Below are 12,561 nucleotides of genomic sequence, written 5' to 3'. Positions count from 1 at the left end.
CTGAAAAGTTGTTCTATATAGAAGGAGAAATCAGTCGATCTTGTTCAGCACTTCGCCGACCGCATCAAACAGACGATCCAGGTCCTGCGGCTTGCTGTTGAAGGTTGGCCCAAACTGCAGGGTGTCCCCACCAAAGCGCACGTAGAAGCCGGCTTTCCACAAAGCCATGCCGGCCTCGAATGGACGCACGATCGCATCACCGTCACGCGGGGCAATCTGGATCGCACCGGCCAGGCCATAGTTACGAATGTCGATTACGTTCTTGCTGCCCTTCAAGCCGTGCAGCGCATTCTCAAAGTGTGGCGCGACTTCAGCCACGCTCTGCACCAGGTTTTCCTTCTGCAGCAGATCCAGTGCCGCCAAGCCAGCGGCACAGGCCACCGGGTGCGCCGAATAGGTGTAGCCGTGGGGGAATTCCACTGCGTACTCCGGCGTCGCCTGGTTCATGAAGGTCTGGTAGATCTCGCTGCTGGCAATCACTGCGCCCATCGGGATCGCGCCGTTGGTGACTTGCTTGGCGATGCACATCAAGTCCGGGGTCACGCCGAAGCTGTCCGCACCGAACATCGAGCCGGTACGGCCAAAACCGGTGATCACTTCATCGAACACCAACAGGATGTTGTGCTGGTCGCAGATTTCACGCAGGCGCTTGAGATAACCCTGTGGCGGCACCAGCACGCCAGCGGAACCGGCCATCGGCTCGACAAACACTGCCGCGATGTTCGACGCGTCATGCAATTCGATCAGCTTGAGCAGCTCATCGGCCAAGGCGATACCGCCCTGCTCCGGCATGCCGCGGGAAAAGGCATTGCTGGCCAGTAAGGTGTGAGGCAGATGGTCGACATCCATCATCGCCTGGCCAAACAGCTTACGGTTGCCGTTGACGCCGCCCAGGCTGGTACCGGCGATGTTCACACCGTGATAACCACGGGCACGCCCAATCATCTTGGTCTTGGTCGCCTGGCCTTTCAGGCGCCAATAGGCACGCACCATTTTCACCGCCGTGTCGGCGCACTCGGAGCCGGAGTCAGTGAAGAACACATGGTTCAGGTTGCCTGGGGTCAGGTCGGTGATCTTTTCCGCCAATTGGAAGGACAACGGATGACCGTATTGAAAGCCCGGCGAGTAATCCAGGGTACCCAGTTGCTTGGCGACGGCTTCCTGGATCTCCTTGCGCGTATGCCCGGCGCCGCAGGTCCACAGCCCCGACAACGAATCGTAAACCTTGCGCCCCTTGTCATCGGTCAACCAGCTGCCTTCGGCGGCCACGATCAGGCGCGGGTCGCGCTGGAAGTTACGGTTGGCGGTGTAAGGCATCCAGTGCGCGTCCAACTTCAGTTGGCTGGCCAGGGACGATGGGGCGTTTTCGGGCATGTTCATCAGCAAAACCTCGCAGGGCAACAGGCAGCGTCGGGATTGAAAAAGCGTTGTTGCAGCTAAATTGCCACGGGGATAAAGTCGGTGAAATTCAACTCTTCTAACCTTCAGTCAGGGATTCACTAAACTATGAGCAGTCGCCGACCCGATCCCCTGGCTCAAGTCAGTGACTTCGATATTCGCCTGCTGCGTATCTTCCGCAGCGTGGTGGAATGCGGTGGCTTCTCGGCGGCGGAAACCGTGCTGGGCATCGGGCGCTCGGCCATCAGCCAGCAAATGAGCGACCTGGAGCAACGCCTAGGGTTAAGGCTGTGCCAACGCGGGCGCGCCGGTTTCTCCCTGACCGAAGAAGGCCGCGAGGTCTACCAATCGGCCCTGCAACTGTTAAGTGCCCTGGAAAGCTTTCGCACCGAGGTCAACGGCCTGCACCAGCATTTGCGCGGCGAGTTGATCATTGGCCTCACCGACAACCTGGTCACCCTGCCCCACATGCGCATCACTCACGCCCTGGCGCAGTTGAAGGAGCGCGGCCCGGACGTGCAAATCCAGATCCGCATGATCGCGCCCAATGAAGTGGAACAAGGCGTACTCGACGGGCGCCTGCATGTCGGTGTGGTGCCCCAGGCCAGTGCATTGTCCGGCCTGGAATACCAACCGCTGTACAGCGAACGCTCACTGCTCTACTGCGCGGTTGGCCATCCCCTGTTTTATGCCGACGACAAGCAACTGGACGACGAACGTATCAACACCCAGGACGCCATCGCCCCCACCTTTCGCCTGCCCGCCGAGATCCAGGCCCACTACCAGGCACTCAATTGCACTGCCAGCGCTTCGGACCGCGAAGGCATGGCGTTCCTGATCCTGACCGGCCGCTATATCGGCTACCTGCCCGACCACTACGCCAGCCTCTGGGTGCAACAAGGCCGACTGCGCGCGCTGAAATCGGCTACACGCTTTTACGATTTGAGCCTGGCTTCGGTCACGCGCAAAGGCCGTCGCCCCCATTTGGTGCTGGAAAGCTTCCTGGAAAGTCTGGCGGCAACACGGTAATTCGGGCTCCACACAAAAAGCTGAGCAACTGGACAGCTTTTTGCAAGGGCACTGGGACCTAGAACCGTCCGCCTCGAGTTTGCCCGCCATGCCACCAGAATCTTCCAGCCCCAGTGACCTGATCTACGGCCTCAATGACCGCCCAAAACCCTTAGCGGCGATATTGGCCGCCCTGCAACATGTACTGGCGGCCTTCGTCGGTATCATCACTCCGCCGCTGATCATCGGCTCCACCCTGGGCCTCACCGCCCACCTGCCCTACCTGATCAGCATGGCGCTGATGGTGTCCGGTGTCGGCACATTCATCCAGGCACGCAGGCCATTTGGCATCGGCGCCGGCATGATCTGCCTGCAAGGCACCAGCTTTGCGTTTCTGGGCGCGGTGTTGTCGGCCGGGTTCCTCGTGAAGCAACGCGGCGGTAGCCCGGAAGACATCATGGCGATGATCTTCGGTGTGTGCTTTTTCGGCGCAGCCGTCCAGATCGTACTCAGCCGATTTATCGGTCAATTGCGTCGAGTGATCACGCCGCTGGTCACCGGGATTGTCATCACCCTGATTGGCATCAGCCTGATCAAGGTTGGGATCACCGACCTGGGCGGCGGCTTCAACGCCCCCGATTTCGGCGCGCCCACCAACCTGGCGCTGGGCCTGTTCGTGGTATTGACCATTATCCTGCTCAACCGCTCGAATACCCCATGGGTGCGCCTCTCGGCGATCATCATCGGCCTGGCCCTTGGCAGCATAGCCGCCTGGTTCAGCGGCAAGCTGGTGCCCCAAGCCCTGCCCGACCTGCCCTTGATCAGCGTGCCGATGCCGTTCCGTTTCGGTTTCAACTTCGACTGGAGCGCCTTCCTGCCGATCGCGCTGATTTATCTGATCAGCAGCATCGAAACCGTGGGCGACCTTACCGCCAATTGCATGATCGCCCGCCAGCCCATCAGCGGGCCTTCCTATATAGGCCGGCTCAAAGGTGGCGTGCTGGGGGACGGCGTCAGTTGCATGATCGCCGCGACGTTCAGTGCGTTCCCCAACACGACCTTCGCCCAGAACAATGGCGTGATCCAACTCACCGGCGTCGCCAGCCGTTACGTTGGCTTATACATCGGTGTCGTGTTGTTTTGCCTCGGCCTGTTTCCACTGATCGGCGCGGTACTGCAGCAGATCCCCAAGCCGGTATTGGGTGGTGCAACCCTGGTGATGTTTGGCAGCGTGGCAGCGGCCGGCGTGCGCATCCTCGCGCAGGCACCGCTGGACCGACGCAGCATGCTGATCATCGCCACCTCCTTTGGCGTGGGCCTGGGCATTGCCGCCCAACCCAACCTGCTGCACTTGATGCCAACCCTGGTGCAAAACCTGTTCGACTCGGCCATCACCAGCGGCGGGCTGACGGCCATCGTGTTGTGCCTGCTGCTGCCGGAAGCCAAGGCCGGCACCGCTGCCGCAAACCACGGGCCAGAAAGCGACACTCTGGAACCGCTTTGACGCTTTTATTGCATCAGGACTTGTCTGAGGCTTGAGGGTGGGTTATCTGTGCACACGTCGTCTCTATCGATCAGCACGGAAACCTCCATGAGCCTCGAAGTTCCTGCCCACAGCAACCCCGCCGGGAAGCCCGCCAGCCGTATTCGGCAAAAGAACGAACAAGCGATTCTTCAAGCGGCTGAAGATGAATTCGCGCGCCATGGCTACAAGGGCACCAGCATGAACACCATTGCTGCCAGTGCCGGGTTGCCGAAAGCCAACTTGCACTACTACTTCACCAACAAGCTGGGCCTGTATATCGCGGTGCTCAGCAATATCCTCGAACTGTGGGACAGCACCTTCAACGCGCTGACCGCCGAGGACGACCCTGCGGTGGCACTCACGCGCTACATCCGCACCAAGATGGAATTCTCGCGGCGCCAGCCGCAGGCCTCACGCATCTTCGCCATGGAGATCATCAGCGGCGGCGAATGCCTGACCGAATATTTCAGCCAGGACTACCGCGCCTGGTTCAGCGGCCGGGCCGCGGTATTCCAGGCCTGGATCGACGCCGGCAAGATGGACCCCATCGACCCCGTGCACCTGATCTTCCTGCTGTGGGGCAGCACCCAGCACTACGCCGACTTCGCCACCCAGATCTGCCGCGTCACCGGTCGCACCAAACTGACCAAGCAGGATATGGAAGACGCCGGCACCAACCTGATCCACATCATTCTCAAAGGCTGTGGCATCAAGCCTGCCTTCTAGACGACGAAACTTATGCCTTTCACGCTTACCGGCCTTTGCGAATTTCGTGAAGAAATACGCAAAAGCCGCTTCATCACACTCGCAGCACCGATCACCAGCCCACAAGAAGCCCAAGGGTTTATCGAGCAGCACAGCGACCTGAACGCCACACACAACTGCTGGGCCTGGAAGCTGGCCGATCAGTACCGCAGCAACGACGACGGCGAACCCGGCGGTACGGCGGGCCGGCCGATCCTGGCCGCGATTGAAGCCCAAGGTTTTGATCAGGTCGTGGTGCTGGTGATTCGTTGGTATGGCGGCATCCAGTTGGGCACTGGTGGATTGGCCCGTGCCTACGGCGGCGGCGCGAATAAATGCCTGCAAACGGCCGAACGTATTGAATTGATCAGCCGGGTACCGCTCAGTTGCGCCTGCGGATTCTCCGAACTGAACCTGGTCAAGCTGCGCGTCGCCGAACTCGGCGGCTTGGTCGTGGAGGAAACCTTCACCGCCAATGGCGTGGAATTGCAACTGGCCCTGGGCGAACTGCAGATCGAGACCCTGCAAATCCAGCTCGCCGACTTAAGCCGTGGGCGCATCCTGCTGCAACGCTGAAACTGCCCACATCTACTGTGCACCTGCCTGTGGATAAGCTGAGCACATTCGTCTGTAACCCCTCTGTCACAAGGGTTTGCGGGCATTGATCAGTTTTTGTTCAAGCTAGCCGGTCCCCAAGCCAATCTCACTCCAAAACAGTCAGTTAGGCTGCTTATGGCCTTTAGAACAAAGGAGCGCAGCGTTTATATCCACAGCCGTGGCTTGCGCACAATAACTGTGGAGCAAGCTGTGGATAACCCGTGCAAGAGTACACAGGTCGCACGCCGTGCAATGCTCGGCGCAAACTGTACGTTTTTTGATCAGCAAGGCCCGCTCCTTTTTTTCGACGCCTGCGGTAAGGTGGTGCGCTGAATTCCCTGAATCGCGTCTGAAAAGGAAGCTCTTCATGTCTACGCCAAAAACCGCACTGATCATCGGCGCCTCTCGCGGGCTGGGTCTTGGCCTGGTCCAGCAACTGCTCCAAGACGGCTGGGACGTGACCGCCACCGTGCGTGACCCGAACAAGGCCGATGCACTGAAAGCCGTTGGCCCGGTTCAGATCGAGAAACTCGACATGGACGATCAGCAAGCCGTGATTGCCCTGAGCCAGCGCCTCAAGGACCGCACCTTCGACCTGCTGTTCGTCAACGCCGGCGTCAAGGGCCCCGCCAACCAGGAGCCCGGCCACGCCACCCTGGCGGAAGTCGGCCAGCTGTTTTTCACCAACGCCGTGGCGCCGATCAACCTGGCCCAGCGCTTTGTCGGGCAAATCCGCAAGGACAGTGGCGTGCTGGCCTTCATGAGTTCGGTGCTGGGCAGCGTCACCATTCCCGATGGTTCAGACCTGGCGTTGTACAAAGCCAGCAAGGCCGCACTCAACTCGATGACCAACAGCTTTATCACCCAACTCGGCGATCAAAAATTGACCGTGCTGTCCCTGCACCCAGGCTGGGTAAAAACCGACATGGGCGGCGAAAACGCGCACATCGATGTCGCCACCAGCGTACGTGGCCTGGTCGATCAGGTGAATGCCTACACCGGCAAAGGCGGCCATCACTTTGTGGACTACCGGGGCCACACCATTCCTTGGTAAGCCGCGATCAAAGGTGGGAGCGCGCTGGCTCGCGATGAACTCGAAAGCCGCGCTTTCCTACAGCTAGACCAGATCCAGAACTACACGTAATCTACCCACCTCGCCCTCCCCGGCGACCCTGGATCAGCAGACAGGGCAACACTGAGCTGGCAAACCTGAACCCATCATTCAGAGGAGCCGGCCAATGCCTGCGACCCGTACCTGGTTAAAAAACCCCCGCGCGATTTTCACTGCCAATGGCCTCGATGCCCGTGGCGGCCTGGTGCTGCAAGACGGTGTGATCACCGAAGTGCTGGGCATAGGGCAAGCACCTGCGCAGCCCTGTGCACAAGTATTCGATGCCCGCGAGCATGTGGTTCTTCCAGGGTTGATCAACACCCATCATCACTTCTATCAAACCCTGACCCGTGCCTGGGCGCCGGTGGTCAACCAGCCGCTGTTTCCATGGCTGAAGACCTTGTATCCGGTATGGGCGCGACTGACCCCGGAAAAGCTCGCCCTCGCCTCCAAAGTTGCGCTGGCGGAGTTACTGCTCTCAGGCTGCACCACGGCGGCTGACCACCACTACCTGTTCCCCGACGGCCTGGAAAATGCCATCGACGTGCAAGTCGAAACGGTGCGCGAACTGGGTATGCGCGCCATGCTCACCCGCGGCTCCATGAGCCTGGGCGAAGCCGACGGTGGCCTGCCGCCGCAACAGACGGTGCAAGAAGGCTCTGTCATCCTGGACGACAGCCAACGCCTGATCCGCCAGTACCACGAACGCGGCGAGGGCGCGCAGATCCAGATCGCCCTCGCGCCCTGCTCACCGTTTTCCGTCACCCCGGAAATCATGCGCGCCAGCGCCGAACTGGCCGAGAGCCTCGATGTACGCCTGCACACTCACCTGGCGGAAACCCTCGACGAGGAAGATTTCTGCCTGCAGCGCTTCGGCCTGCGCACCGTGGATTACCTCGACAGCGTCGGCTGGCTCGGGCCGCGCACGTGGCTGGCGCATGGCATTCATTTCAACCCGGACGAAATCACGCGCCTGGGTGCCGCCGGCACCGGGGTCTGCCACTGCCCAAGTTCGAACATGCGCCTGGCTTCCGGTATTTGCCCGACCCTCGACCTGCTCGCGGCCGGCGTGCCCATCGGCCTGGGCGTAGACGGCTCGGCCTCCAACGATGCCTCGAACATGATCCTCGAAACTCGCCAGGCGCTGTACATCCAGCGCCTGCGATACGGCGCGCAAAAAATCACACCCGAGGGCGTGCTGGGCTGGGCGACCAAAGGGTCGGCACACCTGCTGGGCCGTACGGACATCGGTGAATTGGCCGTGGGCAAACAGGCCGACCTCGCGCTGTTCAAACTGGATGAGCTGCGCTTCTCCGGCAGCCACGATCCGATTTCAGCGCTGCTGTTGTGCGGCGCCGACCGCGCGGACCGGGTAATGATCGCCGGCAAATGGCGGGTGATCGACGGACAGGTCGAAGGCCTGGACCTGAAAGGCTTGATCGCCGATCACAGCCAGGCGGCGCGGCGGCTAATCGCCGGAACCTAAGTCAAACACGGGTCAGAATGTGGGAGGGAGCTTGCTCCCGATGGTGGTGTTTCAGTCGGCACATGTACTGGCTGATCCACCGCTATCGGGAGCAAGCTCCCTCCCACATTGGGTGCTTACAAGCCCAACATCGACAACATGATAAACGTCGCAAACAACACAAAATGGGTCATCCCTTCGATGGCGTTGGTTTCGCCATCGTTGAGGTTGATCGCGCTGACGATCAGCGTGATCAGCACCATCACCGTTTGCACCGGCGTCATCGCCATCTGGAACGGCTGCCCGGTGTAGAGCGCCATGGCCTCCATCACGGGCACCGTCAGGATCACCGTCGACAACGATGCCCCCAGCGCAATATTCACCACCGACTGCATGCGGTTGGCCAACGCGGCCCGCAACGCCGTCAGAATTTCCGGTGCCGCCGAGATAGCGGCGACCACGATCGCCGTGACCACCGGCGGAGCGCCCGTGCCTTCCAGGCCGAGGTCGAGCGTCTTGGACATCACCTCGGCCAGCGCACCGATCACAATCACGCCAAACACCAGGGTGCCGATGGAGAACGCCAGGTTCACCGGCGGCGCCTCTTCCTCCGGCAATTGCTTGCGACGCTTTTCCGGGTAGCTGTAGCTGAAGAAGTAACTGTGCGGGCCCACCTGCATGCGCAGGAACAAGGTGTACAGCACCACCATCGCGCCGATGGTGAATGCAGAGTAAATTTTCCAGTCCGCCTCAGGGATAAACTCCGGCACCACCATCGACACGCCCATGGCAGTGAGGATCATCACGCTGTAGGTCCGCGCCGAATCATCGTTGTAGGACTGTTCGCCGTGCTTGATCCCGCCCATCAGCGCGGCCAGGCCGAGGATGCCGTTGATGTCGAGCATCACCGCCGAATAGATGGTGTCGCGCACCAGCGTGGGAGACGGTTCGTTACTCATCATGATCGCCAGGATCACCACTTCCACCAGCACGGCGGCCAGGGTCAGGATCATGGTGCCGTAGGGGTCGCCCACCTTTTCCGCCAGTTGCTCGGCATGGTGGGCAACACGCATGGAGGCGACCACGATAAAGCCGATCAGCACCAGGCCGGCCAACAGCGCGACCATTTGCCCGCTGTGGAGCATCCAGTGCTCCAGCGGATAGGCGGCGATGGCGGCAATCAGCGCCAGCAGCATGAATTTTTCTTGCTTGAGGGATGTGAGCATTCCGGGCCTTTTAGTGCGGCAGATCAGTCATTGATGGGGTACAGACTGCGCCAAGCCGCTAACGTTTCGTTACACCTTAGTTCACGTCGCCCTTGCGTGAATCAAACCAATACTCTCCTGCTGGTCAGGTTTTGCCGATTATTTCAGCCATGGCCTGTAGAATGCCGCCATTGCACCTGATGAGATTTTAGAAATGTACGATTGGCTCAACGCCCTGCCCAAGGCTGAATTGCACCTGCACCTGGAAGGCTCGCTGGAGCCGGAGTTGCTGTTCGCCCTGGCCGAACGCAACAAGATTGCGCTGCCGTGGAACGACGTCGAAACCCTGCGCAAGGCCTATGCCTTCAACAATCTGCAAGAGTTTCTCGACCTGTATTACAAGGGTGCCGACGTGTTGCGCACGTCCCAGGATTTCTACGACCTGACCTGGGCCTACCTGCTGCGTTGCAAGGCGCAGAACGTGATTCACACCGAACCTTTCTTCGACCCGCAGACCCACACCGACCGTGGTGTGCCGTTCGAAGTGGTGCTCAACGGCATCGCCGCGGCGCTTAAAGATGGCGAGCAACAATTGGGCATCACCAGTGGTTTGATCCTCAGCTTCCTGCGCCACTTGAGCGAAGCCGAAGCCGAGAAAACCCTCGACCAGGCCCTGCCGTTCCGCGATGCGTTCGTGGCCGTCGGCCTGGACAGTTCGGAAATGGGCCACCCGCCGAGCAAGTTCCAGCGCGTGTTCGACCGCGCTCGCCACGAAGGCTTCCTCACGGTGGCCCACGCCGGCGAAGAAGGCCCGCCGGAGTACATCTGGGAAGCCATCGACTTGCTGAAAATCCAGCGCATCGACCATGGCGTGCGCGCCATCGAAGACGAACGCCTGATGCAGCGCATCATCGACGAGCAGATCCCGCTGACCGTATGCCCACTGTCCAACACCAAGCTCTGCGTGTTCGACGACATGGCCCAGCACAACATCCTCGAGATGCTCGAACGTGGCGTGAAGGTGACGGTGAACTCGGACGACCCGGCGTACTTCGGCGGCTATGTCACCGAGAACTTCCACGCGCTGTACACCTCCCTGGGCATGACCCAAGACCAGGCCAAACGCCTGGCGCAAAACAGCCTGGATGCGCGACTGGTCAAACCGTAACCCGCACTCACTGGATGAATGCAGGCTGGATGTGGGAGGGGCACCGCTCCTCCCACAGTGGTTGCGTGTTGCGCTTTAGATTTCGGCGAGTTCCTCAAGCGTCTTGCCCTTCGTTTCCATCCCGAACACCCATACCACCAGTGCGGCCACCGCAAAACACAGCGCCCCCAAGGCAAACACCCCGCCCTGGCCGGTGATCGGGAATACCAACCCCGTCACCAACGGCCCCAGCAACGACCCGACCCGGCCAATTGCCGATGCAAACCCGGAGCCCGTCGCGCGCGCCGAGGTGGGATACAGTTCCGGCGTGTAGGTGTACAACACCGCCCACATGCCAAACAGGAAGAACTGCATCAACAGTCCTGACGTAATCAGCAGGCCAACGTTGCCGCCAAACACCGCGCTCTGCCCATACAGGAACGCCATCACCCCGCCGCCCAGCAACGTCACGACGCACACCGGCTTGCGCCCCCAACGCTCCACCAGCCAAGCCGCCATCAAGAAGCCGGGGATCCCGCCCAGGGAAATGATCACGGTGTAGTACACCGACTGGGTCACGGCAAAACCCGACTGCTGCAACAGCGCACTCAACCACGAGGTCAACCCGTAGAAGCCGAGCAAGGCAAAGAACCACACGCTCCAGATCATCATCGTGCGTTGGCGGTACTGCGCCGACCACAATTGCTGAAACGCCGAGAAAAAATTCCCCGGCGCACTCTCCACCCGTGGCAGGCGGATGGGCTGCGGCAAGTCAGCACGGCCCAGGGAGTCACGCACCTTTTGCTCGATGCCCAACAGCACCTTGTCTGCCGCCTCAGTTCGCCCGGCCTGCTCCAGCCAGCGCGGTGACTCCGGGATAAAAAACCGGATCGCCAACACGAAGACCGCCGGCACGGCCAGCACCAGGAAGATGTCGCGCCAGCCAATCACCGGCAACAAGAAATAACTCAGCACGCCCGCCGCCACAAAGCCCAACGGCCAGAACCCATCCATCAAGGCGATATAGCGCCCGCGCCGTTTGGCCGGAATCAGCTCCGAGAGCATCGACTGCGCGATGGGAAACTCCATGCCCATGCCTATGCCCAGCAGGATGCGAAACAACGTCAGCGTCTCCACCGTCTGCGCGGTGGAACACAGGTAGCTGGCAATGCCCCACAACACGATGCTCCACTGGAATACCGGCTTACGCCCAAAACGATCCGCAAGCATCCCGGACAACGAAGCGCCCACCACCATGCCGAAGAAACTCGAACTGGCGAGCAAGCCGGCCTGTGCCGTGCTCAGGCCGAACTCGGCTTTGATCGAGCCTAGAAGGAAAGTCATCATCGCCAGGTCCATGGAGTCGAAGAAAAACGCCAGGGCGATGATGATAAAGATGACTCGGTGGTAGCCACTGATGGGCAACCGTTCCAATCGCTCTGCCGCGCTATAGCCTTGCTTACCCATGCCGCACCCCGTGTGTGGAAATCCCCTCAGCGAGTGTGCGGCATCGTTTTTCCCGATTATTGCTGGATGCGACCTGACCGAAACTCTGAACGACCCTGCTACCGCGCAAACCGAAACTAGTGCCCGTGGGAGGCAGCCAAACGGGTGATTTCCACCAAGCCGGTATCGCTCACCAGCAACGTCAGGGAATCATTGAGCGCATTGATCCAGTTCGACTGCATGAACAGTTGCAACAGCCCCGCCCCCAACGCGCCCCCAAGGTGGGGTTGCTGCTGGCTCCAGTCGAAACAGTCGCAGACCAGCGGAGACGCCAGGGCCTGGGTGAAAATGCCCAGGCCCGCCAGGTGCTGCGCGCCTTTAACGGTCACCTCGATACGCTGCTCGTGACGCTCGATCCACCCTGCCGCCAGCATCCGTTGATACAACGCCGCCGCCAGTTCACCGCCCAGGTGGCCATGGCACAACCGTGCGCGGCGCAACAACGGTGGCGCCACCAGCGCCACCGGTAATGCGTTCGGCGTAGTACGCACCGCACTGGCCATGGTGGTACTGGCCAGGGCATCGATGGCGGTGGTGACATCGGCGGCGGCCACGCGAAACAGCCGTTTGCCGCGACGCGCCTCGACCCGCAGCAAGCCGCTGCCGGCCAGGCGCGCCAGGTGCGCATTGGCCGACGCCGGTGACAGCCCGGCGAGTGTCGCCAACTCATCCGCAGACTTGGTCGATCCGTCCATCAACGCCCAGAGCATTGCGGTGCGTTTGGGCTCGGCGAGCAAGCTGGCGATCTGACTGATGCAAGGTGCCTGTTCCATCGTTTCACTCCCTGTTAAATCATATGTCTGCTGCGGTTGGCGCCAAAGTATAGGTGCGCAAACAGCCGGTTCCGCGGCGTCC

At 60.7% G+C, this 12,561-nt stretch carries 11 protein-coding genes; 7 read left to right on the top strand and 4 right to left on the bottom strand.

Annotation, left to right across the window (positions count from 1 at the left end):
• Positions 1 to 30 precede the first annotated feature (30 nt).
• A complete protein-coding gene (locus AB7933_RS04955; protein ID WP_003188272.1) occupies positions 31 to 1,380 on the bottom strand; it encodes an aspartate aminotransferase family protein in 1,350 nt (449 codons plus the stop codon).
• Between the two features lie 126 nt (positions 1,381 to 1,506).
• On the opposite strand from AB7933_RS04955, the gene AB7933_RS04950 reads away from it, so the two are divergent.
• The 6 genes from AB7933_RS04950 to AB7933_RS04925 all read left to right on the top strand — a co-directional run bounded on the left by AB7933_RS04950 (position 1,507) and on the right by AB7933_RS04925 (position 7,869).
• Positions 1,507 to 2,427 carry a LysR family transcriptional regulator gene (locus AB7933_RS04950; RefSeq protein ID WP_024073208.1) on the top strand — a complete coding sequence of 307 codons (921 nt, stop codon included), beginning with the start codon at positions 1,507 to 1,509 and terminating at the stop codon, positions 2,425 to 2,427.
• 88 nt (positions 2,428 to 2,515) lie between these two features.
• Entirely contained in the window at positions 2,516 to 3,910 is a 1,395-nt protein-coding gene (locus AB7933_RS04945) for a uracil-xanthine permease family protein (protein WP_024073207.1), read from the top strand.
• Positions 3,911 to 3,997: 87 nt separating this feature from the next.
• Complete coding sequence (locus tag AB7933_RS04940) at positions 3,998 to 4,657, top strand: TetR/AcrR family transcriptional regulator (RefSeq protein ID WP_024073206.1); 660 nt, start codon at positions 3,998 to 4,000, stop codon at positions 4,655 to 4,657.
• Positions 4,658 to 4,669: 12 nt separating this feature from the next.
• Positions 4,670 to 5,251 carry an IMPACT family protein gene (locus AB7933_RS04935; RefSeq protein ID WP_024073205.1) on the top strand — a complete coding sequence of 194 codons (582 nt, stop codon included), beginning with the start codon at positions 4,670 to 4,672 and terminating at the stop codon, positions 5,249 to 5,251.
• Positions 5,252 to 5,639: 388 nt separating this feature from the next.
• Positions 5,640 to 6,326, top strand: coding sequence for an SDR family oxidoreductase (locus AB7933_RS04930; protein ID WP_024073204.1), 687 nt, complete (start codon positions 5,640 to 5,642; stop codon positions 6,324 to 6,326).
• Between the two features lie 184 nt (positions 6,327 to 6,510).
• Complete coding sequence (locus tag AB7933_RS04925) at positions 6,511 to 7,869, top strand: 8-oxoguanine deaminase (protein ID WP_024073203.1); 1,359 nt, start codon at positions 6,511 to 6,513, stop codon at positions 7,867 to 7,869.
• Between the two features lie 116 nt (positions 7,870 to 7,985).
• Here the strand turns inward: AB7933_RS04925 and AB7933_RS04920 are convergent, their stop codons facing one another.
• A complete protein-coding gene (locus AB7933_RS04920) occupies positions 7,986 to 9,074 on the bottom strand; it encodes a calcium:proton antiporter (protein WP_024073202.1) in 1,089 nt (362 codons plus the stop codon).
• Positions 9,075 to 9,267: 193 nt separating this feature from the next.
• On the opposite strand from AB7933_RS04920, the gene AB7933_RS04915 reads away from it, so the two are divergent.
• The gene (locus tag AB7933_RS04915) at positions 9,268 to 10,221 is read left to right on the top strand and encodes an adenosine deaminase (RefSeq protein WP_024073201.1); all 954 of its coding nucleotides are present in this window, start codon (positions 9,268 to 9,270) and stop codon (positions 10,219 to 10,221) included.
• Between the two features lie 75 nt (positions 10,222 to 10,296).
• On the opposite strand, the gene AB7933_RS04910 is transcribed toward AB7933_RS04915, so the two are convergent.
• Both AB7933_RS04910 and AB7933_RS04905 read right to left on the bottom strand, forming a co-directional pair.
• Positions 10,297 to 11,667, bottom strand: coding sequence for an MFS transporter (locus AB7933_RS04910; protein ID WP_024073200.1), 1,371 nt, complete (start codon positions 11,665 to 11,667; stop codon positions 10,297 to 10,299).
• A 116-nt stretch (positions 11,668 to 11,783) separates the two neighbouring features.
• Complete coding sequence (locus AB7933_RS04905) at positions 11,784 to 12,479, bottom strand: ArsR/SmtB family transcription factor (protein ID WP_024073199.1); 696 nt, start codon at positions 12,477 to 12,479, stop codon at positions 11,784 to 11,786.
• Positions 12,480 to 12,561: the final 82 nt, after the last annotated feature.

The organism is Pseudomonas gorinensis, assembly GCF_042015035.1.
In the GTDB taxonomy this organism is placed as follows: Bacteria; Pseudomonadota; Gammaproteobacteria; order Pseudomonadales; family Pseudomonadaceae; genus Aquipseudomonas; species Aquipseudomonas gorinensis.
Note: the sequence above shows the minus strand (reverse complement) of the source record. Positions and strands in the feature narration are given on the sequence as shown.

What these genes read in the sequence shown, in the direction of transcription:
- AB7933_RS04905 (WP_024073199.1), bottom strand. Translation starts at nt 12,479, where the DNA reads ATGGAACAGGCACCTTGCATCAGTCAGATCGCCAGCTTGCTCGCCGAG.
- AB7933_RS04930 (WP_024073204.1), top strand. Translation starts at nt 5,640, where the DNA reads ATGTCTACGCCAAAAACCGCACTGATCATCGGCGCCTCTCGCGGGCTG.
- AB7933_RS04935 (WP_024073205.1), top strand. Translation starts at nt 4,670, where the DNA reads ATGCCTTTCACGCTTACCGGCCTTTGCGAATTTCGTGAAGAAATACGC.
- AB7933_RS04940 (WP_024073206.1), top strand. Translation starts at nt 3,998, where the DNA reads ATGAGCCTCGAAGTTCCTGCCCACAGCAACCCCGCCGGGAAGCCCGCC.
- AB7933_RS04915 (WP_024073201.1), top strand. Translation starts at nt 9,268, where the DNA reads ATGTACGATTGGCTCAACGCCCTGCCCAAGGCTGAATTGCACCTGCAC.
- AB7933_RS04920 (WP_024073202.1), bottom strand. Translation starts at nt 9,074, where the DNA reads ATGCTCACATCCCTCAAGCAAGAAAAATTCATGCTGCTGGCGCTGATT.
- AB7933_RS04945 (WP_024073207.1), top strand. Translation starts at nt 2,516, where the DNA reads ATGCCACCAGAATCTTCCAGCCCCAGTGACCTGATCTACGGCCTCAAT.
- AB7933_RS04925 (WP_024073203.1), top strand. Translation starts at nt 6,511, where the DNA reads ATGCCTGCGACCCGTACCTGGTTAAAAAACCCCCGCGCGATTTTCACT.
- AB7933_RS04910 (WP_024073200.1), bottom strand. Translation starts at nt 11,667, where the DNA reads ATGGGTAAGCAAGGCTATAGCGCGGCAGAGCGATTGGAACGGTTGCCC.
- AB7933_RS04950 (WP_024073208.1), top strand. Translation starts at nt 1,507, where the DNA reads ATGAGCAGTCGCCGACCCGATCCCCTGGCTCAAGTCAGTGACTTCGAT.
- AB7933_RS04955 (WP_003188272.1), bottom strand. Translation starts at nt 1,380, where the DNA reads ATGAACATGCCCGAAAACGCCCCATCGTCCCTGGCCAGCCAACTGAAG.